The sequence below is a fragment of the Brevibacterium sp. CSND-B09 genome (genome assembly GCF_052906525.1).
The window spans coordinates 3,377,006-3,396,421 of sequence record NZ_JBREGI010000001.1; the positions used below are offsets into that span (position 1 = coordinate 3,377,006).

Annotated in this window: 19 protein-coding genes; 11 read left to right on the forward strand and 8 right to left on the reverse strand. The window is 66.0% G+C overall.

What is annotated here, in order from left to right; genetic code table 11:
- Positions 1-21: 21 nt before the first annotated feature.
- From ACU4IU_RS15100 to ACU4IU_RS15115, 4 genes are all read right to left on the reverse strand, one after another.
- Entirely contained in the window at positions 22-300 is a 279-nt protein-coding gene (locus ACU4IU_RS15100) for a hypothetical protein (RefSeq protein ID WP_446657194.1), read from the reverse strand.
- A gap of 16 nt (positions 301-316) precedes the next feature.
- On the reverse strand, positions 317-2,014 hold the full coding sequence (locus ACU4IU_RS15105; RefSeq protein ID WP_139468839.1) for a sodium:solute symporter family protein: 1,698 nt from the start codon (positions 2,012-2,014) through the stop codon (positions 317-319).
- Positions 2,015-2,164: 150 nt separating this feature from the next.
- On the reverse strand, positions 2,165-2,923 hold the full coding sequence (locus tag ACU4IU_RS15110) for a DeoR/GlpR family DNA-binding transcription regulator (protein ID WP_446657195.1): 759 nt from the start codon (positions 2,921-2,923) through the stop codon (positions 2,165-2,167).
- Between the two features lie 155 nt (positions 2,924-3,078).
- The gene (locus ACU4IU_RS15115) at positions 3,079-3,795 is read right to left on the reverse strand and encodes an IclR family transcriptional regulator (protein WP_025777351.1); all 717 of its coding nucleotides are present in this window, start codon (positions 3,793-3,795) and stop codon (positions 3,079-3,081) included.
- Positions 3,796-3,970: 175 nt separating this feature from the next.
- Here ACU4IU_RS15115 and leuC point away from each other — a divergent pair, with 175 nt between their 5' ends.
- From leuC to ACU4IU_RS15150, 7 genes are all read left to right on the forward strand, one after another.
- Positions 3,971-5,455, forward strand: coding sequence for a 3-isopropylmalate dehydratase large subunit (gene leuC / locus ACU4IU_RS15120; protein ID WP_446657196.1), 1,485 nt, complete (start codon positions 3,971-3,973; stop codon positions 5,453-5,455).
- 16 nt (positions 5,456-5,471) lie between these two features.
- On the forward strand, positions 5,472-6,071 hold the full coding sequence (leuD, locus tag ACU4IU_RS15125) for a 3-isopropylmalate dehydratase small subunit (RefSeq protein WP_139468836.1): 600 nt from the start codon (positions 5,472-5,474) through the stop codon (positions 6,069-6,071).
- Between the two features lie 206 nt (positions 6,072-6,277).
- The gene (murA, locus tag ACU4IU_RS15130) at positions 6,278-7,594 is read left to right on the forward strand and encodes a UDP-N-acetylglucosamine 1-carboxyvinyltransferase (RefSeq protein WP_139468835.1); all 1,317 of its coding nucleotides are present in this window, start codon (positions 6,278-6,280) and stop codon (positions 7,592-7,594) included.
- Entirely contained in the window at positions 7,591-8,358 is a 768-nt protein-coding gene (locus tag ACU4IU_RS15135; protein ID WP_139468834.1) for a lysophospholipid acyltransferase family protein, read from the forward strand. The genes murA and ACU4IU_RS15135 overlap by 4 nt, the downstream gene beginning before the upstream one ends.
- Positions 8,355-9,368, forward strand: coding sequence for an NAD(P)H-dependent glycerol-3-phosphate dehydrogenase (locus ACU4IU_RS15140; protein ID WP_139468833.1), 1,014 nt, complete (start codon positions 8,355-8,357; stop codon positions 9,366-9,368). The genes ACU4IU_RS15135 and ACU4IU_RS15140 overlap by 4 nt, the downstream gene beginning before the upstream one ends.
- Before the next feature lie 44 nt (positions 9,369-9,412).
- Entirely contained in the window at positions 9,413-9,946 is a 534-nt protein-coding gene (locus tag ACU4IU_RS15145) for a YbhB/YbcL family Raf kinase inhibitor-like protein (RefSeq protein WP_139468832.1), read from the forward strand.
- Between the two features lie 92 nt (positions 9,947-10,038).
- Positions 10,039-11,154: a D-alanine--D-alanine ligase family protein gene (locus ACU4IU_RS15150; RefSeq protein ID WP_446657197.1), complete on the forward strand. Its 1,116-nt coding sequence runs from the start codon at positions 10,039-10,041 to the stop codon at positions 11,152-11,154.
- Positions 11,155-11,211: 57 nt separating this feature from the next.
- Here ACU4IU_RS15150 and ACU4IU_RS15155 read toward each other — a convergent pair whose 3' ends face one another.
- Positions 11,212-11,736 carry a DUF3515 domain-containing protein gene (locus tag ACU4IU_RS15155; protein WP_139468830.1) on the reverse strand — a complete coding sequence of 175 codons (525 nt, stop codon included), beginning with the start codon at positions 11,734-11,736 and terminating at the stop codon, positions 11,212-11,214.
- Positions 11,737-11,768: 32 nt separating this feature from the next.
- Here ACU4IU_RS15155 and thiL point away from each other — a divergent pair, with 32 nt between their 5' ends.
- From thiL to rsmD, 4 genes are read left to right on the forward strand one after another with little or no spacing between them, the layout of a single operon-like run.
- Positions 11,769-12,806 (forward strand): thiamine-phosphate kinase, encoded by a 1,038-nt coding sequence (gene thiL, locus ACU4IU_RS15160; protein ID WP_139468829.1) that lies wholly within the window; start codon positions 11,769-11,771, stop codon positions 12,804-12,806.
- A 1-nt stretch (position 12,807) separates the two neighbouring features.
- Complete coding sequence (locus ACU4IU_RS15165; RefSeq protein WP_139468828.1) at positions 12,808-14,439, forward strand: DAK2 domain-containing protein; 1,632 nt, start codon at positions 12,808-12,810, stop codon at positions 14,437-14,439.
- A complete protein-coding gene (locus ACU4IU_RS15170; protein WP_139468827.1) occupies positions 14,436-16,583 on the forward strand; it encodes an ATP-dependent DNA helicase RecG in 2,148 nt (715 codons plus the stop codon). The genes ACU4IU_RS15165 and ACU4IU_RS15170 overlap by 4 nt, the downstream gene beginning before the upstream one ends.
- Positions 16,584-16,593: 10 nt before the next feature.
- Entirely contained in the window at positions 16,594-17,196 is a 603-nt protein-coding gene (gene rsmD, locus ACU4IU_RS15175; protein WP_139468826.1) for a 16S rRNA (guanine(966)-N(2))-methyltransferase RsmD, read from the forward strand.
- On the opposite strand, the gene ehuA is transcribed toward rsmD, so the two are convergent.
- The 3 genes from ehuA to ehuC are packed head-to-tail and all read right to left on the reverse strand — an operon-like array spanning position 17,193 to position 19,394.
- Positions 17,193-18,005 (reverse strand): ectoine/hydroxyectoine ABC transporter ATP-binding protein EhuA, encoded by an 813-nt coding sequence (gene ehuA / locus ACU4IU_RS15180; RefSeq protein WP_139468825.1) that lies wholly within the window; start codon positions 18,003-18,005, stop codon positions 17,193-17,195. The two genes, rsmD and ehuA, sit on opposite strands and share 4 nt — an antisense overlap.
- Positions 17,992-18,648 (reverse strand): ectoine/hydroxyectoine ABC transporter permease subunit EhuD, encoded by a 657-nt coding sequence (gene ehuD, locus ACU4IU_RS15185; RefSeq protein ID WP_139468824.1) that lies wholly within the window; start codon positions 18,646-18,648, stop codon positions 17,992-17,994. Before ehuD ends, ehuA begins: the two co-directional genes overlap by 14 nt.
- A complete protein-coding gene (ehuC, locus tag ACU4IU_RS15190) occupies positions 18,648-19,394 on the reverse strand; it encodes an ectoine/hydroxyectoine ABC transporter permease subunit EhuC (protein ID WP_139468823.1) in 747 nt (248 codons plus the stop codon). Before ehuC ends, ehuD begins: the two co-directional genes overlap by 1 nt.
- Positions 19,395-19,416 lie beyond the last annotated feature (22 nt).

Here is a 19,416-nt window from a genome sequence, read left to right on the forward strand (position 1 = left end):
GATCGACGCAGACTGAGGCGATCAGTCGGTGCCGGCCGCGCCTGCGGTGTCGTCGGGAGTTTCGACGATGCGGATCGGGCGCAGCTTCGCCCAGATGAGGAAGACGGCCGCGGCGATGATGAGGCCGATTCCGGTCCACAGGTTCGCATCGACCCCGCCGGTGCGCTCTGCTTCGTCGGGAGTGAAGCCGACGATTCCGGCGATCGTGAGGATGACGCCGAAGATCGCCAGCAGCGCACCGATGAAGTTGCGGACGTCGAAGGCGCCTGCGGTCTTGGTCAGTTCGTTGGATTTGCTCATGGTCTCACTGGCTCCTTCAGCCGAATGTCACGTTGAGGATGATGACGAGCACCAGGGCGACACCCGCGACGGGCACGGGGCGCTTCCAGAACGGCGCCTTCGGTTCGCTGAGGTCCTCGAAATCGGACTTCGGGGTCTCCGAGTAGACGAGTCCGCGCAGCTCCGCGGCGGGCTTCGGCGTGGTGAACAGGGTGACGATCACCGACAGGACGATGTCGACGACGAACGCTGTGCTGGCCGCGAGGAATGCGGCACCCTGACCGGGCAGATCGAGGACTCCGGTCTCGGCGAGGATGAACACGAACACGGCCGAGAGCGTGCCGCCGACGAGGCCGACCCAACCGGCGGTCGCCGACATCCGCTTCCAGAACATACCGAGGATGAACGTGGCGAACAGCGGGGCGTTGAAGAAGCCGAACAGCGTCTGCAGGTAATCCATGAGGTTGGAGAAGTTGCCCGCGATGAGCGCCGTGAAGATCGCGACGACACAGGCACCGATCGTCGCCCAGCGGCCGATCTTCAGGTAGTAGTCGTCCTCGCGGTCCTTGACCACGTACTGCTGCCACAGGTCATAGCTGAAGACCGTGTTGAACGCGGAGATGTTCGCGGCCATACCGGCCATGAACGCGGCGAGGAGGCCGGCGATCGCCACACCGAGGAGACCGTTGGGCAGGACCTCGCGCATGAGCAGCAGAAGCGCGTCGTTGTACGTCACTCCCGTCTGTTCGAGCGCGGTCGCCTCGTCGATGGAGGCCGAGATCTCCTTGAACTGCGTCATCTGCGGCACGAGGACCGCGGCGATCATGCCGGGGACGACGACGATGAAGGGGATGAGCATCTTCGGGAATGCGCCGATGATCGGGGTCAGGCGCGCGGCATTGATCGACTTCGATGCCATGGCGCGCTGGACCTCGACGAAGTTCGTCGTCCAGTAGCCGAAGGAGAGGACGAAGCCGAGGCCGAAGACGATGCCGACGACCGAAAGCACGGGGTTGGAGAAGCCGGAGAGCTGCTCGCCGGGCCAGCTGCTCAGCTGCTCGGCGCCGAGCATTCCGTCATTGCTCACTCGGTCGACCAGCCCGTCCCAGCCGCCGACGCGGTTGAGGCCGATGAGGGTGAGCGGCAGGAGGGCAGCGACGATGACGAAGAACTGCAGCACCTCGTTGTAGATGGCCGCGCTCAGCCCGCCGAGGGTGATGTAGGACAGGACGATGGCGGCCGCGACGATGAGGGTGATCCACAGCGGCCAGCCGAGCAGTCGATTGACGATCGTGCCGAGCAGGAACAGGTTGACGCCGGCGATGAGCAGCTGTGCGACGGCGAAGGACAGTGCGTTGACGAGGTGGGCACCCGTGCCGAAGCGCTTGCGCATGAACTCCGGAACCGACCGGACCTTCGATCCGTAGTAGAAGGGCATCATCACGACGCCGAGGAACAGCATCGCCGGGACCGCGCCGATCCAGAAGTAGTGCATCGTCGGCATGCCGTACTGGGCGCCCGTGGCGGACATGCCCATGATCTCCACGGCGCCGAGGTTGGCCGAGACGAAGGCGAGGGCCGTGACCCAAGCAGGCAGGCTCCGTCCGGAGAGGAGGAACTCGATGCTCGAGGAGATCCCGCGCTTGGCGAACCAGCCGATGCCGAGGACGAAGATGAAGTAGATCGCTATCAGCAGATAGTCGATCCACTGTGCGTCCAAGCGGATTGCTTCCAAGGTTCCTCCATATGCGTCAGTGCATCGCTTCGTAATGCGTCAGTGCATGGCTGCGTGTGGTGTAAGACACCCGAGTGGACACTTTAGAGGATTGTGAGCCTGATCGCTAGTGATCGAACCTGAACAGTTTTGATCGTTTGCTGGCGAGGGTCAGACGACCTCGACCTCAACGCCCGCCTCGCGCAGGGCGGTGAGTTCGGATTCCTCGCTCTTCGAATCGGTGATGAGCTGCTGGATCTGCTCGGTCGGAACAGTGAGCACCGATGAGCGGAGACCGACCTTCGTGTGATCGACGAGCGCGGTGACGCGCCCTGCCCCGGCGGCCATGGCCCGATCTGTATCGGCGACAGGAAAGGCGGGAGTCGAGAGCCCGAAGTCCGCGGCCAGTCCGTTCCCGGAGAGGAAGACGGTGTCGGCGCGCAGGCCGAGCAGCTGAGACACAGTGCCGCCGCCGACGAAGGCCCGGATCGAATGGCGCAGCAGACCGCCGACGACGATGACCTCGTTGTCGGGGCAGGAGACCATGGACTCGGCGACGAGCAGCGAATTCGTCACCACGCGCAGACCCGAACGCGTCACGAGCTCCTTGGCCAGCAGTTCGGTCGTCGTTCCCGGCCCCAGCGCCACGACGTCGCCGTTGCGCACCTGGGCCGCTGCAGCACGCGCGATCGCCGTCTTCTCGGCCAGAGCCTGCTCGAGCTTCTCCGCATAGCTCGACTCCCGCGCGCTCGAGGCGAGAACGGCGCCGCCGTGGGTGCGGATGAGTCTGCCCTCCTCGGCGAGCTGATCGAGGTCCCGGCGGATGGTCACGGCCGAAGTATCGAGCTTCTCCGACAGGGAAGTGATGGAGACGGCGCCGTCTCTCTCGATCGTATCGACGATGATGTTGCGTCTCTGAGCGGCGATCATGGGGCCATAGTACAAGCCCGGAGGTCGGGCCGACTTCAAGGACGAGGCACGACCGCGGGCCTGGAGGCACGACCGCGGGCCCGGAGGGATGATCCTCCGGGCCCGCGGTCAACCCGTTCGCCGCTGGGCGAGGTGCGATGGGAGCTGAGTCGGACTCAGCCGCGCACGAGTGCCTCGGTCAGCGCACGCGCGGCGTCGATGACCGACTTTGCGTGCAGGCGACCGGGCTGGCGGGTGAGCCGGTCGACCGGCCCGGAGATCGAGACGGCCGCGACCACCCGATTGCTCGGCCCGCGCACGGGAGCCGACACCGAGGCGACGCCCCGTTCGCGTTCGGCGATGGACTGGGCCCAGCCTCGGCGACGGACCCCGGAGAGCATGGTCGCGGAGAACCGGGCACCGCGCAGGCCCGTGTGCAGACGGTCCGGCTCCTCCCAGGCCAGCAGCACCTGAGCCGCAGAACCGGCGCGCATCGACAGCGTCGCGCCGATCGGCACGGAGTCGCGCAGACCCACGGGGCGCTCGGCCGCGGCCACGCACAGGCGCAGATCGCCCTGACGGCGGAAGAGCTGAGCGGACTCACCCGTCTGATCGCGCAGCTGACCGAGCACCGGCCCGGCCGCGGCCAGCAGGCGGTCCTCGCCGGCGGCCGACGACAGCTCGGCCAGACGCGGCCCGAGGACGAAACGTCCCTGCAGGTCGCGACCGACGATGCGGTGGAATTCGAGGGCAACAGCCAGGCGGTGGGCAGTGGGGCGTGCCAGTCCGGTCAGCGTCACCAATTCGGCGAGAGAGGCGGGTCCGGCCTCAAGTGCGGAGAGAACCATTGCGGCCTTGTCGATGACCCCGACGCCGCTACCATTGCTTGTCATAGGCACCATTGTGCGCGTCTCAGTGGGCGAGATGCAAGTTCGCATTGCGATACGGGCGAGTAGATTTCGAATACGCACTCACTCCAGTGCGCACATCGCAGTTCATCGACGCGCCGTACCTCGGCCCGTCAGGTCTACATCGGGTGCAGAGATCCCTGCACCGGCGGGAGGAACCATGCCACGCACATTGGCCGAGAAGGTCTGGGCCGATCACGTCGTCTCACGAGGTGTTGACGGTGCGCCGGACCTTATCTACATCGACCTCCACCTCGTCCACGAGGTGACCAGCCCGCAGGCCTTCGACGGACTCCGACTCGCCGGGCGCCCAGTGCGCCGCCCCGACCTCACCATCGCCACCGAGGACCACAACACCCCGACGTGGGACATCGACAAGCCGATCGCCGAACCGACCTCGGCCACGCAGATCAACACCCTGCGCAAGAACGCCGATGAATTCGGCATCCGCCTGCACAGCCTCGGCGACGCCGACCAGGGAATCGTCCACGTCGTGGGACCGCAGCTGGGTCTGACCCAGCCGGGCACCACCGTCGTCTGCGGCGACTCGCACACCTCCACCCACGGCGCCTTCGGAGCGCTCGCCTTCGGCATCGGCACCTCCGAAGTCGAACACGTGCTCGCCACGCAGACGCTCAGCCTCAAGCCCTTCAAGACGATGTCGATCACCGTCGACGGCGACCTGCCCGAAGGCTCGAGCGCCAAGGACATCATCCTCGCCATCATCGCGAAGATCGGCACCGGCGGGGGACAGGGCTACGTGCTCGAATACCGCGGCTCGGCCATCCGCCAGCTGTCGATGGAAGCCCGGATGACGATCTGCAATATGTCGATCGAAGCCGGCGCCCGCGCCGGAATGGTCGCCCCCGACGAGACGACCTTCGAATACGTCAAGGGCCGTCCCCACGCCCCCGAAGGCGAAGACTGGGACGCGGCCGTCGAGTACTGGAAGACCCTCTACACCGACGAAGGCGCGGAATTCGACGCCGAGGTGGTCCTCAAGGCCGAAGACATCGAACCCTTCGTCACCTGGGGAACGAACCCCGGCCAGGGCCTGCCGCTGTCGGCGAGCGTGCCCAGCCCCGACGACTTCACCGACGAGAACGACAAAGCCGCAGCCGCCAATGCGCTGGCCTATATGGGCCTGACCCCGGGTACGCCGCTGCGCGAGATCGACGTCGACACCGTCTTCCTCGGGTCCTGCACGAACTCCCGGATCGAAGATCTCCGGGCCGCCGCCGAGGTGGTCCGCGGCCGCAAGAAGGCCGACAACGTCCGCTTCATGGTCGTTCCCGGCTCCGCGAAGGTCCGACTCCAGGCCGAAGAAGAGGGCCTCGACGTCATCTTCAAGGACTTCGGCGGCGAATGGCGCTTCGCCGGCTGCTCGATGTGCTTAGGGATGAACCCGGACCAGCTGGCCGAAGGCGAACGCTGCGCCTCGACCTCGAACCGCAACTTCGAAGGCCGCCAGGGCAAGGGCGGGCGCACCCACCTCGTCTCACCGCTCGTGGCCGCGGCCACCGCGGTGCGCGGCACGCTCTCCTCACCGGGCGACGTCGCCGACCTGCCGCGGGATGCCGAACCCGTGGAATGGGCCGACAACCGCCTGTCCCTCAACCTGACACCCGTCTCGGCGAACGACTGACAAAGGAGGACGAGCCATGGAAGCTTTCACCACCCACACCGGCATCGGCGTTCCTCTGCGCCGATCCAATATCGACACCGACCAGATCATTCCCGCGAAGTTCCTCAAGCGGGTCACCCGCACTGGCTTCGAGGACGCCCTGTTCTACCGGTGGCGGTCAGGCGACGATTTCGTCCTCAACGACCCCGATTTCGCATCCGGCTCCGTCCTCGTCGCCGGCCCCGACTTCGGCACCGGCTCCTCCCGCGAGCACGCCGTCTGGGCGCTCAAGGACTACGGCTTCCGCGTCGTCCTGTCCTCCCGCTTCGGCGATATCTTCCGCGGCAACTCCGGCAAAGAGGGCCTGCTGGCCGCCCAGCTCGAACAGGCCGATATCGAACTGATCTGGAAGATCCTCGAGAACCATCCCGGCACCTCGATCACCGTCGACCTGAACGAGAAGACCGTGACGTGCGACACCGTCACCGTGTCCTTCCAGATCGACGACTACACGCGCTGGCGCCTGCTCGAAGGCCACGACGACATCAGCCTCACCCTGGCCAAGGAAGACGAGATCGTCGCCTACGAATCCTCCCGCTTCGCCTTCAAGCCGACGACCCTGCCCGCCAAGGTCTGACCCTCACCTAAGCCGGCCCACCCGTACCGTTTCCACCCCGCCGAGGATGCCCACCGTCACACGTCCGGACGTGACGGTGGGCATCCTCGGCGAATCGGTGGGATACCGTCGGCTGGGTTAGTCTAGGACGGTGCCCGCGGCAATCGTGGGGCACCGTCTCCGGGTGGCATCCCGCCCGGATCCGATCATCGGAATCAGGGAGGAACATGCTCGAAGTACGTGGGGGAAATCCGCTGGACGGCACCGTCCGAGTCCGCGGCGCCAAGAACCTGGTGCCCAAGGCGATGGTGGCCTCTCTGCTCGGTGAGACCCCGTCCGTGCTGCGCGGCGTGCCCAACATCCGCGATGTCGAGATCGTCACCGGACTCCTTGAACTCCACGGAGTCCGCGTCACCTCCGGCCCCGACGGGGACCAGCCCGACGGCGAACTCCACCTCGACCCGGCCGATGTGGCTCAGGGCTCCATCGTCGACATCGACGCCCACGCCGGATCCTCTCGCATCCCGATCCTCTTCTGCGGACCTCTCCTGCACAGCCTCGGTCAGGCGTTCATCCCCGACCTCGGCGGCTGCCATATCGGCGACCGCCCCATCAACTTCCACCTCGATGTGCTCCGCAAGTTCGGAGCCGAGGTCGACAAGACCCCCGGCGGCATCATGCTCAAGGCGCACAGCCGCCTGCAGGGCACCAAGGTCGAACTGCCCTACCCCTCCGTCGGTGCCACGGAACAGGTGCTGCTGACCGCGGTCCGCGCCGAAGGCGTGACCGAGCTGCGGGGCGCGGCCATCGAACCGGAGATCATGGATCTCATCGCGCTGCTGCAGAAGATGGGCGCGATCATCACCGTCGACACCGACCGCGTTGTGCGCATCGAAGGCGTCGACACCCTCCGCGGGTTCATCCACCGCGCCCTGCCCGACCGCAACGAGACCGCGTCCTGGGCCTCGGCGGCACTGGCCACCGGCGGAGACATCTTCGTCGAAGGCGCCAGCCAGCCGGAGCTCATCACGTTCCTCAACGTCTTCCGCAAGATCGGCGGAGAATTCGATGTGCAGGAGAACGGCATCCGCTTCCGCCACCCCGGCGGCAAACTCCGATCCTTTGCGCTGGAAACCGACGTCCACCCCGGCTTCATGACCGACTGGCAGCAGCCGTTGGTCGTCGCGATGACTCAGGCCGAAGGTCTGTCGATCATCCACGAGACCGTGTATGAGAACCGCTTCGGCTTCACCGACGCCCTGCGCGATATGGGTGCGCAGATCCAGCTCTACCGCGAATGTCTCGGCGGCACTCCCTGCCGCTTCGGACGACGGAACTACCAACACTCGGCCGTGATCTCCGGACCCACCGACCTCAAGGGCACCCGCATCGACGTTCCCGATCTGCGCGGCGGCTTCAGCCACCTCATCGCCGCATTGGCTGCCCAGGGTGCGAGCGAAGTCCACGGCATCGAACTCATCAACCGCGGCTACGAGAACTTCCTCGACAAACTCACCGGACTCGGTGCCGAGGTCTCCGCATGAGCGCCGACATCGAACCGGACGCGAACGACCACGATCTCGTCTCCTTCGATCCCGCCTCGGTGCGGTCCCAGAACCGGGCCGGCACCGTCGCCGCCACAGCGGCCTTCGGGCTCATGCGCACGGCCACGAAGATGAGCGTGCGGGGAGTCGAGCACCTGCCGCCGGCCGGCACGGGCATCATCGCCGCCGCCTACCATGCCAACCATCTCGACCCGATCCTCGTGGGGCTGGCGCTGAAGCGCAACGGTCGGATGCCGCACTTCCTCGCGAAGTCGACGCTGTTCACCGGGGTGCTCGGCAAGATCCTCAAGACCATCGGGCAGATCCCGGTGCTGCGCGCCTCGGCCTCGGCCGGGGACTCCCTCGAATATGCGAAGGACGCCCTGGCGAACGGCCAGACCGTCGTCATCTACCCCGAGGGCACGCTGACGAAGGACCCGGAGCTGTGGCCCCAGCACTTCAAGACCGGCACTGCCCGGCTGGCGCTGGAGACCGGAGCCCCGATCATCCCCGTCGCCCACTGGGGACTGGACACGGTCTACCCGCGCGGGCAGAAGAAGGTCCGCTTCCGCCCCTTCAGCCATGACTCCGTCGTGGCCTTCGGTCCCGCCATCGACTATTCGGATCTGTGGGATCACCGGGCTGAGAAGAAGACGATGGGAGACCTCTCCCAGCGTGTGAAGAACACCGTGGCGGCGATGGTGGCCGAACTGTCCGAACGCGAACTGCCGCAGCGTTTCACAGCTAAGGAGACTGGCGAATGAGCGTCGACAAGATCACCGTCCTCGGAGCCGGATCGTGGGGAACCACCTACGCCGCGGTCATCGCCGACGCCGGATTCCCCGTCACCCTGTGGGCCCGCCGTCCCGAGGTCGCCGAAGAGATCAACTCCACGCACACCAACGAGCGCTACCTGGGCGAGCGACTCCTGCCCGAGGGGCTGAGTGCGACCGCTGACGATATCGCCGCGGTCACCGACGCCGAGGTCATCGTCCTCGCCGTGCCCGCCCAGACCCTGCGGGAGAACCTCACCCGGTGGAAGCCGCATCTGCGTGAGGGTGTGAAGCTCGTGAGCCTGATGAAGGGCATCGAGGTCGACACCGGCAAACGCATGTCCGAGGTCATCGCCGAGGTCGCCGAGGTCGACGAATCCCAGATCGCCGTCGTCTCCGGACCCAATCTGGCGCGGGAGATCGCCGACCGGCAGCCCACCGCCACCGTCGTCGCGTCCTCCGACATCACCACCGCCGAGGTGGTCGCGGAGATCAGCGCGAACGCGTACTTCCGCCCGTATACGAACACCGACGTCGTCGGCGTCGAGATCGGCGGTGCGATCAAGAACATCATCGCCCTGTCCGTGGGCATCGCCGACGGACAGAAGCTCGGCGACAACTCGAAGGCGTCGATCATCACCCGCGGGCTCGCCGAAACCTCTCGCCTAGCCGCGGCCATGGGCGCCGAGGCGCACACCCTGTCCGGACTCGCCGGGCTCGGCGACCTCGTGGCCACCTGCGCCTCGCCCCTGTCGCGCAATCGCACCTTCGGACGCCACCTCGGTGAGGGGATGAGCCTCGAGGACGTCATCGCCCACACCTCGCAGACGGCCGAAGGCGTGAAATCCGCTCCCGCCGTCCTCGCCCTGGGGCGACGCAACGGCGTCGACCTGCCCATCACCGAGGCGGTCTGTGCGGTTCTCGCCGGAAAACTGCAGGTTGACGAACTCGCCGGATTGCTGTTGTCTCGGAAGCGTAAGCACGAAGGACCACCCGCCTGATTCACACCGAATCTCAGGCACCCGCTGGAAAACTAGGAGCACAAATGAGCGCCAACTCACCGTTCTTCAACCTTCCCGAACTTCCCACCTTCACGCTGACGAGCACCGACATCGAAGACGGTGGGGTGCTCACCGGCCCCCAGCTCTCCGGCGCCATGGGCGTGCCCGGCGGTGAGGACGTCTCTCCGCAGCTGTCCTGGTCCGGGTTCCCCGAAGAGACCAAGGCCTTCGCCGTGACCTGCTACGACCCCGACGCTCCCACCGGCTCGGGCTTCTGGCACTGGGTCGTCACCGACCTCGACGCCTCGGTGACGAGCTTGGAGGCCAACGCCGGTGACCCGGCCGCCGACCGCCTGCCCAGCGGTGCCGTGACCCTGCGCAACGACGCCGGCGAACCCCGCTTCGTCGGTGCCGCCCCGCCGGAGGGCCACGGACCGCACCGCTATTTCTTCATCGTCACCGCTCTGGCCGAACCGCTGGGCATCGACGAATCCGCAACACCTGCCTTCGCCGGCTTCAACATGTTCTTCAAGGGCATCGGCCGGGCGTGGCTGGAATGCACGTACGAGGCCAAGTGAGCTAAAGTCTTTCAGTCCGCGCACACCTGACCCGCTGTGCGCACCCGTGTCCGGTCCGAGTGCACGGGAGTACCACTTCAGCAAGGAAACTCATGGCAGACAACGATCACCGGCCCCTTGTCGCAGTCCTCTTCGGAGGCCGTTCGAGCGAGCACTCCGTCAGCTGCGTCACCGCGGCCGGGGTGATCGGTGCCATCGACGCCGATGCCTTCGATGTTCTGCCGATCGGCATCACGAAGACCGGTGTGTGGCGGGTCGTCGACGACTGGGCGAGCATGCGCTTCGACCCGCAAGCCATGCCCGAGGTCACGGACAATGGGACCGAGGTGATTCCTCCGGTCTCTGCCGACGGGTCACCGCTGCTGCACCGCGATGCCGAGGGCAATTACACCGAACTCGGTACCGTCGACGTATTCTTCCCACTCCTGCACGGCCGCTTCGGTGAGGACGGAACCCTGCAGGGACTGTTCGAACTCAGCGACACCGCGTTCGTCGGCTCCGGAGTGTTCTCCTCCGCCGCGAGCATGGACAAGCACTACACGAAGTCACTCATGGCCCACGCCGGAGTCCCCACCTGCCCGTGGGAGCTCGTGACCGAGACGATGTGGGCCGCAGACCGCGCGGAGGCGGAGAGGCGAGTGGCCGCGCTCGGCCTGCCCGTGTTCGTCAAACCCGCCCGTGCCGGATCGTCCATGGGAGTCAGCCGGGTCGCCGAGGCGGCCGACCTCGAAGCCGCCCTGCTCGGTGCCTTCGAACACGACTCCAAGGTCATCGTCGAACCCGAGGTCAGCGGTCGTGAGGTCGAATGCGCCGTGCTCGGTTCTGTCTATGACACGGAGCTGCGAGTGTCCTCTCCCGGAGAGATCCGGGTGAGCGGCGACCACTCCTTCTACGATTTCGACGCCAAGTACCTCGACCTCGCCGCCGCGGAGGTCACCTGTCCGGCCGATCTCGACGAGACGGTGACCGCCCGGGTTCAGGAGTTGGCCGCCTCGGTGTTCCGTCTCTTCGACTGCACCGGTCTGGCCCGCGTCGACACCTTCGTCACGGACACCGGCGAGGTCGTCATCAACGAACTCAACACCCTTCCCGGGTTCACTCCCACCTCGGCGTACCCGTTCATGTGGGCGCAGTCGGGACTCGAATACTCCGAACTCATCGGCGAACTCATCTCGATCGCCCTGATCGACCACGCCCGCGCGAAGTAGGCACGCGGGCCGCGGAGCAACCGCCTCCGTGGAGCAATCGCGTCTTCGGTGGGCGCTCTAGCCGGCGATGTCCTCGGCTCCGACGCACTCGTTCTCCGGAGGGAACTTCGACAGGGTCGGTGAGATCGCGGCGAGCACGTCATTGCCTGACTCGGCCTTGCGGTTGACGAGCACCTCGACGGCGGGGGTGCGCCCGTAGCTGGTGAACCTCCACGTCGAATCGTCGTCCTCGACCGGCTTCGAGATCCAATCGACTCCGGACACGCTCACGCACTGATCCGTCGTCGGCCCGGGGGGAGTGACTCCGCAGCGCAGCACCGCGACGTTGGGATCTCCCCACGCCTTCGTGCCCTGCGAGGAGGTCGTGCGTGCCTTCTCACCCGAGATCTCATCGGGCAGGGTGAGCAGGATGTCGGCACACTTCGGATTCGCCGCATCCTTGGCCGGTTCGACGATGACGGTGCGCGAACACCCGGTCACCGCCAGACCGGTGAGCACCGTGGCCAATGCGACGAAGGTGAGAGAACGACGACGGTGCGCGGGCCGGGCGTTGCGGCGCGTCGAAGCAGGGCGAGATCTCATAGGACTACCGTATCGCCCGATAACCTGGAGCCATGACCCGACTGTCCGAACTTGGCGAATCACACATCATCTCCCGCGTGCTGGGCCGCAACCCCAGCAGCACGCACGTGATTGTCGGACCCGGAGATGATGCGGCCGTGACCGCACCTGAGGGTCGACTCGTCTCGACCGCGGACATGCTCGTGGAGAACGAGGACTTCACTCGCGAGTGGTTGGACTGGAAAAAGCTCGGAGTCAAGGCAGCGGCCCAGAACCTCGCCGACGTCTGTGCCATGGGAGCGATGCCGCACGGACTGCTCGTTTCCGTCGCCGTTCCGGATGACACGGACATCGCCTGCCTCGAAGCCCTGTACTCCGGGCTCTTCGACGAAGCGGAACGAGCAGGGACGGCTTTGGACTGCACGGTGCCGATCATCGGCGGGGATCTGTCGTCCTCGGGTCTCATCGTCATCGCCATCACCGCTCTCGGGACGGTGGAGGAGGAGTCCGCAATTCTGCGCTCCGGCGCCCGGCCCGGAGATTCGCTCTACCTGGCCGGAACGGTCGGTCGATCCGCCGCCGGGCTCGACCTGCTCTTCGCCGGAGCGCGACCTGACACCGCCGGACCGGAACTCCGCTCGCTCATCGACACCCAGCTGGCGCCACAGCCTGGCTACGGTGCGCTACGCACGGTCGGGGCGGCCTCGGCGATGATCGACGTCTCCGACGGGCTCAGCCTCGACCTCGCCCGGGTGGCAACCGCCTCGGGGGTGGGCATCGACCTTGACCGATCACTCCTGCGCGACCTCGTCGACCCGCTGCTGCCCGCAGCCGAATTCGTGCTCGAAACACGGGCGACTGGAGGGTCAGGCGACGGGGTCGGAAAAACGGAGGTGGCCGCGACGGCAGAGGATCTGGCGCTGTCCTGGGTGCTCGACGGGGGAGAGGACCACGGCTTCGCCGCGTCTGCGCCGCCGTCCGCCGTGCCTGGAGTAGGCTGGCGGAGAATCGGTGAGGTCCGCACCGGACACGATGTCAGCCTCGACGGCACACCCGTGCCGGCGAGCGGTTTCAGCCATTTCGGGAAGTGACATGAGCAACGCCATCAGCCTCAACGGTCGTCTGGCCGCCCGCTGGGCCCGCCGTGCGGTCGACCGGCTGCGCAAGGAACGCACCGAGATCGACGAGCTCAACGTCTTCCCCGTCCCCGACGGCGACACGGGCACGAACATGTACCACACTCTGCGCGCCGCCTACCTCGCCGTCGAAGAGCTCACCGGCCCCGTCACCCTCCCACAGGTCGTCGCGGCACTGGCCGCCGGAGCCGGACGTGGTGCGCGCGGCAATTCCGGGCTCATCCTCGCTGTCGCTCTGCAGGGCGTCGCCGATGCTCTGGCCGGAGTCACCGTGGCCACCGCCGACGCCATGGCCACCGCCCTGGAGACCGCGTCCGACCGGGCTCGGTCCGCCGTCGCCCGACCCGTCGACGGCACCATGCTCACCGTCCTCGACGCCATGGCCACCGAGGCCCGCGAACGTGCCGACGACGGAGCCTCCCTGATCGATGTCATCGCGGCAGTGCGGGAACGCTCCCGGTCCGCCCTGCGGGAGACCACCGGACAGCTCACCGTGCTGCGCGAAGCCGAGGTCGTCGACGCCGGATCGACGGGAATCGTCGAACTCTTCGACCTCCTCTACGCCACCGTCACCGGCCGTACCCCGCAGGATTCGATGCTCGCCGAGGTAGCCCGCGCCCCGAAGATCATCCACGAAGCCACCGCCGACGAACTCGAGATCGTCGCCATCCTCGCCGACACCCCCGCGGACTCGCTCGCCGAGGATCTCGACCGCCTCGGCGGGACCTCGATCGTCATCAACGCGGCCAAGGTCCACGTCCACGTCGCCGACGAAACGACCGCCGCGACCGTCATCGACCGCCTCGGCGAATACGGGATCGCCCGGCTCGATATGGAAGACCTGCGGATGCACGAGGAGGAGGGCGAGACGAAGCTCATCGCCCTGGTCAAGGGCACGGGACTGCTCATGCACACCGCGCTCAACGGGGCTACGGCGCTGACTCCGGAGGTGGGGGACCTGTTCGAGACGATGTCCGAACTCATCGCCGCCGAAGACCGGGAGGTCATCGTCATCCCCAGCTCCACCTCGGCGCTGAAGTCCCTGGCAGGGCTGGGTGCGCACGTCGTGCGCTCCCGCAACGTCGGCACCCTGCTCTCGGCCCTGGCCGTCTACGATCCGTTCGCCCCGGCGGGGGAGATCTTCGCCGATATGACCGAAGCGGCCGCGGGCACGAGGGTGGGCACGATCTACTCGGCCGATCAGCTCGCCACCGACCCTCCGACGGGGATGCTGCCGGTGATCGATGAGCACGTCGGGGATAGGGCAGGTGCCGGTCTGGGGTCGGGCACGGCTCTCGGTCCGGGTGGGGGCACGGCAGTGGCGGCTCATCCGGCACAGTTCTACCGGGTCTTCATCGAAGGCCGCGCGAAGACCCAGAGCACGGAGCTGCGGACCTTGGTGGAGAAGCTCGCCGATCGGCTGCTCGGTGCCGGGGGAGAGCTGCTCACCGTCGTCCACGGACCCGACTGCGCACCGGAGGTGCTCGACCACCTGCGTGACTGGATCCAGAAGTCACATGAGACCGTCCACTTCCAGGACATCGATGCCAGAGACTCCGGAGTGCTCGTGATCATGGGGGTCGAATGACGACCCGGCTCGAAGACAACTTCCGGCCGGGCGATCGGAAGAACCTGGCCAAACGTGGGGTGCATTCGGTCACCGACCTGCTCCGCTTCTTCCCGCGGCGCTACCTCGTCCCCGGGGAGCGCACGGAACTCGGGGATCTGCCCCTGGGGGAAACCGCGATCATCCAGGCCGAAGTCATCCGGGTGGAGACGCGACGGATGAAACAGCGGAAAGGAACCATCACCGAAGTCATCGTCCATGACGGGAAGCAGTCGATGAAGATCGCGTTCTTCAACCAGTACTGGTTGGAGAAGTCGCTGAAGCCGGGACTGACCGTCGTCTTCGGCGGCAAGGTGGAATCGTTCCGCGGGCAGCTGACGCTAGCGTCTCCGGTGTGGCTCAACCGCACCGAGGATGACCATGAGTGGACTCCCGAGGACCTCAACTCGCCGTTCCCCATCTACCCGGCTGTGAAGAAGATCGCACAGTCCCGGCTGTGGAGTTCGATCAAGACCCTGCTCACCGTCGCTGGGCCCGAGGAGTTCGAGGATCCGCTGCCGAAGGGGCTGCGGGACGCTCATGAGCTGCCGGACCTGCGCACAGCTCTCGAAGACATGCATCGACCGCGGAAGATCGAGGACGTCGAACGGGCCCGGCTGAGGTGGAAATGGGAAGAGGCGCTCGCCCTGCAGACCGAATTCGCCGCCCGCAAAGCGAAACTGGCCGACGAGAAGGCGACGCCGCTGCTCACGCAGGGGACGAAGAGCCGCCGGTTCGACGAAGACCTGCCCTTCACCCTCACCGCATCCCAGGTCAGGGTCGGTGAGGAGATCGCTGAGGACATGGCCGCAGACCGGCCGATGCACCGGCTCCTGCACGGTGACGTCGGTTCCGGTAAGACCCTCGTGGCACTGCGGGCCATGCTCACTGCGGTCGACTCCGGTGCCCAGGCCGCCATGCTCGCCCCCACCGAGGTGCTCGCCACTCAGCATTTCCATTCGATCCAGACATTCCTCGACGAGCAGATGGCGCTGTCGCCGCTGCTGGCTGACGACGACCAGGTGACGGTGGCGCTGATGACCGGGTCGATGCCGGCGAAGGACCGTCGCGAACTCGCCCTCGACCTCGTCGCCGGGAACATCGACATCGTCGTCGGCACGCATGCGCTGCTGTCGGAGTCGACGATGTTCTCAGATCTCGGTCTCATCGTCGTCGACGAACAGCACCGCTTCGGTGTCGAACAGCGGGAAGCGCTGCGTGCGAAGGGCGGGGACACCACCCCGCATACTCTCGTGATGTCGGCGACGCCGATCCCGCGCACAGTGGCGATGACGGTCTTCGCCGACCTCGATATCTCGACGCTCGACGAGATGCCGGCGGGGCCGAAGGACATCGCCACCCATGTGGTGCCGATCGTCGACCAACCTGCCTGGTACGTCCGGGTTCGGGAGCTCATGCGGCAGACCGTCGAGGCTGAGAAGGGGGTCTTCGTCGTCTTCCCGCGAATCGAACCGACGGATATCGAAGATCCGGAGTCCGGGGACGTAGTCGGACAGAAGCAGGGCATCGAAGACATCACACGGAAGCTGTCTGAGACCCCGGAACTGGCTGGTCTGAAGTTCGGTCTGCTGCATGGGCGGATGTCGACGGCGGAGAAGGACCGGGTGCTCGCGGACTTCGTCAAAGGCGACATCGAGATCCTCGTCTCGACGACGGTCATCGAGGTCGGCGTCGACGTAGCGAGGGCGACGATGATGGTCATCATCGAAGCCGAGAACTTCGGTGTCGCACAGCTGCACCAGCTGCGCGGACGCGTCGGACGTGACGGCAGCTCGGCCCTGTGCTTCCTGCTCACCGAGATGAGTGCTGAGGATGAGAGCTATGGACGGCTGCAGGCCGTGGCCGAGACGCTCGACGGCTTCGCTCTGGCCGAATACGATCTCGACGCCCGAGGCGAAGGCGATGTGCTCAGCGGCTCCCAATGGGGTGGGTCGTCGCTGCGGCATCTGTCGATCCTCCGCGACTCCGAGATGGTCGCCGAAGCGAAGACGATCGCTGAGCAGATCGTCGCGGTCGACCCGACACTGGAAGCGGTGCCCGCGCTCAAGGCCTTCATCAGGCGCGTCCTGCCCGAGGACGACGCCCACTTCATCGAGGCAGGCTGAGGGAGCAGATATGAGAATCATCGCCGGCGCACATAAGGGCGCCAGACTGTCGTCACCGTCGGGGGCGAACACCCGACCGACGTCCGACCGCGTCAAGGAGTCCCTGTTCTCCATGCTCGACGGCTACGGGGTGCTGCCTGCAGCGAACGTCCTCGACCTCTTCGCCGGTTCCGGTGGACTCGGATTCGAGGCGATGTCGCGGGGCGCAGCACAAGTCGACTTCGTCGATTCATCCCTGGCTGCGACTCGCGCTCTGGAATCCAATGCGGACAAGCTCGGTCTCGACCATTCGGCCGAGGTCCACACCGGGGACGTGCTCCACTTTCTCGCCGGACTGCCCGGACCGGAGAATCCGGAGTCACGTGTCTTCGACCTCGTGTTCATGGATCCGCCATACCCGCTGGGAGAGGACGCTGTCACGCAGATCCTCAGACGGCTGAGCACACACCTGGACATGGAGTCCATCGTCGTCGTCGAACGTGCCGCGCGTTCGCCGGAGCCGACGATGCCCGACGGGCTGGAGGTATTTCGGGCGAAGACCTTCGGCGAGACCGCGATCCACTTCGTCCAGCTCGTCGCAGAGCCGGACGAAGTGAGCGCCGCAGAGGATTAGAGCACGCTGGAGAGGAATTTGCGCGTGCGCTCGTGCTGCGGATTGTTGAAGATCTGATCCGGCGGACCCTCTTCGAGCACCTGACCGCCGTCGAACATCATCACGCGGTGAGAGACGTCGCGGGCGAACTGCATCTCGTGTGTGACCAGCAGCATCGTGATGTCCGTGGTCTCGGCGATATCGCGCAGCACTCCGAGCACGTCCCCGACGAGCTCGGGGTCAAGCGCCGAGGTGACCTCGTCGAGGAGGAGGATCTCCGGGTTCATTGCCAGTGCTCGGGCGATCGCCACGCGCTGCTGCTGACCGCCGGAGAGACGAGTCGGGTGAGCGTCGGCCTTGTCGGCCAGTCCCACCCGTTCGAGCAGCTCCTTGGCTTCCTTGGTGGCTTCGACCTTGGACTTGCCGAGCACATGGACGGGGGCTTCGATGATGTTCTCGAGCACGGTCATGTTCGGGAACAGGTTGAACTGCTGGAAGACCATGCCGATGCGCGTGGTCATCTCACGCGTGCGCTTCTTCGGCAGTTCCACGCGTTTGCCGCCGCGGTCCTCGTGCGTCAGCGGCTGACCGTCGACGAAGATATATCCGCCGGTGAGCTCCTCGAGCGTCATCACCAGGCGCAGGATCGTTGTCTTGCCCGAACCGCTGGGCCCGATGAGGGTGACGCGTTCGCCGGGAGCCACCGTGAAGTTGAGGTCCTTGAGCACGGTGGTCGGCCCGAAGCTCTTTTCCACATCCCTGAACTCGATCGCCGGTGTGCCTGCGCCGGGAGTGGAGGAATTGGCTGGGGTGTTCTCAGTACTTGGCAAGGCGTCGATCCAATCTCTGAATGAGCAGTGAGGTCGGGTAGCTGGCGGCGAGGAAGATGATTCCGGCCAGGGTGAAGGCTTCCGTGTAGGCGAAGGTCGAACCGCCGAATTCCTTCGCAGCAGTGACGAGTTCGACGACGGAGATCGCGAACAGGAACGGAGTGTCCTTGAACATCGCGACAGCGTAGTTGCCCAGCGACGGGATGGTTGCCCGCAGCGCCTGCGGCAGCACGATCGCGGTGAACGTGCGCACCGGCGGCAGCGACAGCGCGGTGGCAGCCTCGAACTGTCCCGGCGGCACGGCATCGATTCCGGCGCGGTAGCTTTCGGACATGTACGTCGAATAGTGGATGCCGATGACGATGAAGCCGATCACCAGAGCGGGCACATCGACGAGTCCCGGAATATCCGCGAACGCGTAGTAGACGAACAGCAGCTGGACGACCAGCGGGGTGTTGCGGATGAACGCGACGATGAGCCGGACGAGCCAGTTGATCCACCGTGGGAGGCCGCGGATGGCGACGGCGAGGATGAGTCCGAGAACGACGGCGATGGCGGTGCCCACGACCGTGGCGATGAGAGTGTTGACGAAACCGCGCAGCAGGATCGGCAGTGCCTCGGCGGCGAATTCCCAATTCCACATCAGAGGTCACCTCCCTTCGCACGCACGGCGTCGGCACGGGCTGCACGCCTGGCCGCACGGCGATCGGTGCGAGAGTTCGGGCGACGGCGGCCGAGAGCTTTCGTCGCTCTGCGTTCGAGGAAGTTCATGAACTCCTGGAGCAGCCATGCAAGTGCGAAGTAGATGAGGAGGCTGATCGAATAGGCGAACATCGTGTCACCGGTCGACTGACGCAGCTGTTCGGTTTTGTCTGTGAGGTCGGAGAGCGTGATGAAGGAGACGACCGCCGTGCCTTTGAGCAGCTGGATGAGCAGCGTCGCCAGGGACGGGATCATCAGTGCCCAGGCCTGTGGGAAGATCACGCGGATCATCCGACGGGTGGGGGAGAGGCTGAGCGCGATGGCGGCTTCCCACTGACCGGGTGCCACGGTCTTGATCGAGGACCGGACCACCTCGGCGGAATAGGCTCCGTAGTTGAGCGCCAGAGCGGCGACACCGCAGGACATGGGGTCGAAATCGACGCCGAGGAGCGGGAGCACGTAGAACAGCCAGAACAGCTGCACGAGCAGAGAGGTGCCGCGGAAGAATTCGACGACGATGCGAGCCGGAATGCGCAGCCAGGCGCTCGGCGAGGTCATCGTCAGTCCGAGGATGAGTGCGATGATGACGGCGCCGATGCTGCCGGCGACCGTGAGGATGATGGTTGTCTGAACTCCCTCCCACAGCTGTGGGAGGAAGTTCAGCAACGTTGTGACATTGTCATTCATGGTGCGTGACTACAGCGCCGAC

Coding starts and splice junctions, on each gene's coding strand:
- ACU4IU_RS15100 (WP_446657194.1), bottom strand. CDS start 300: ATGAGCAAATCCAACGAACTGACCAAGACCGCAGGCGCCTTCGACGTC.
- ACU4IU_RS15110 (WP_446657195.1), bottom strand. CDS start 2,923: ATGATCGCCGCTCAGAGACGCAACATCATCGTCGATACGATCGAGAGA.
- ACU4IU_RS15115 (WP_025777351.1), bottom strand. CDS start 3,795: ATGACAAGCAATGGTAGCGGCGTCGGGGTCATCGACAAGGCCGCAATG.
- leuC (WP_446657196.1), top strand. CDS start 3,971: ATGCCACGCACATTGGCCGAGAAGGTCTGGGCCGATCACGTCGTCTCA.
- leuD (WP_139468836.1), top strand. CDS start 5,472: ATGGAAGCTTTCACCACCCACACCGGCATCGGCGTTCCTCTGCGCCGA.
- murA (WP_139468835.1), top strand. CDS start 6,278: ATGCTCGAAGTACGTGGGGGAAATCCGCTGGACGGCACCGTCCGAGTC.
- ACU4IU_RS15135 (WP_139468834.1), top strand. CDS start 7,591: ATGAGCGCCGACATCGAACCGGACGCGAACGACCACGATCTCGTCTCC.
- ACU4IU_RS15140 (WP_139468833.1), top strand. CDS start 8,355: ATGAGCGTCGACAAGATCACCGTCCTCGGAGCCGGATCGTGGGGAACC.
- ACU4IU_RS15145 (WP_139468832.1), top strand. CDS start 9,413: ATGAGCGCCAACTCACCGTTCTTCAACCTTCCCGAACTTCCCACCTTC.
- ACU4IU_RS15150 (WP_446657197.1), top strand. CDS start 10,039: ATGGCAGACAACGATCACCGGCCCCTTGTCGCAGTCCTCTTCGGAGGC.
- ACU4IU_RS15155 (WP_139468830.1), bottom strand. CDS start 11,736: ATGAGATCTCGCCCTGCTTCGACGCGCCGCAACGCCCGGCCCGCGCAC.
- thiL (WP_139468829.1), top strand. CDS start 11,769: ATGACCCGACTGTCCGAACTTGGCGAATCACACATCATCTCCCGCGTG.
- ACU4IU_RS15165 (WP_139468828.1), top strand. CDS start 12,808: ATGAGCAACGCCATCAGCCTCAACGGTCGTCTGGCCGCCCGCTGGGCC.
- ACU4IU_RS15170 (WP_139468827.1), top strand. CDS start 14,436: ATGACGACCCGGCTCGAAGACAACTTCCGGCCGGGCGATCGGAAGAAC.
- rsmD (WP_139468826.1), top strand. CDS start 16,594: ATGAGAATCATCGCCGGCGCACATAAGGGCGCCAGACTGTCGTCACCG.
- ehuD (WP_139468824.1), bottom strand. CDS start 18,648: ATGTGGAATTGGGAATTCGCCGCCGAGGCACTGCCGATCCTGCTGCGC.
- ehuC (WP_139468823.1), bottom strand. CDS start 19,394: ATGAATGACAATGTCACAACGTTGCTGAACTTCCTCCCACAGCTGTGG.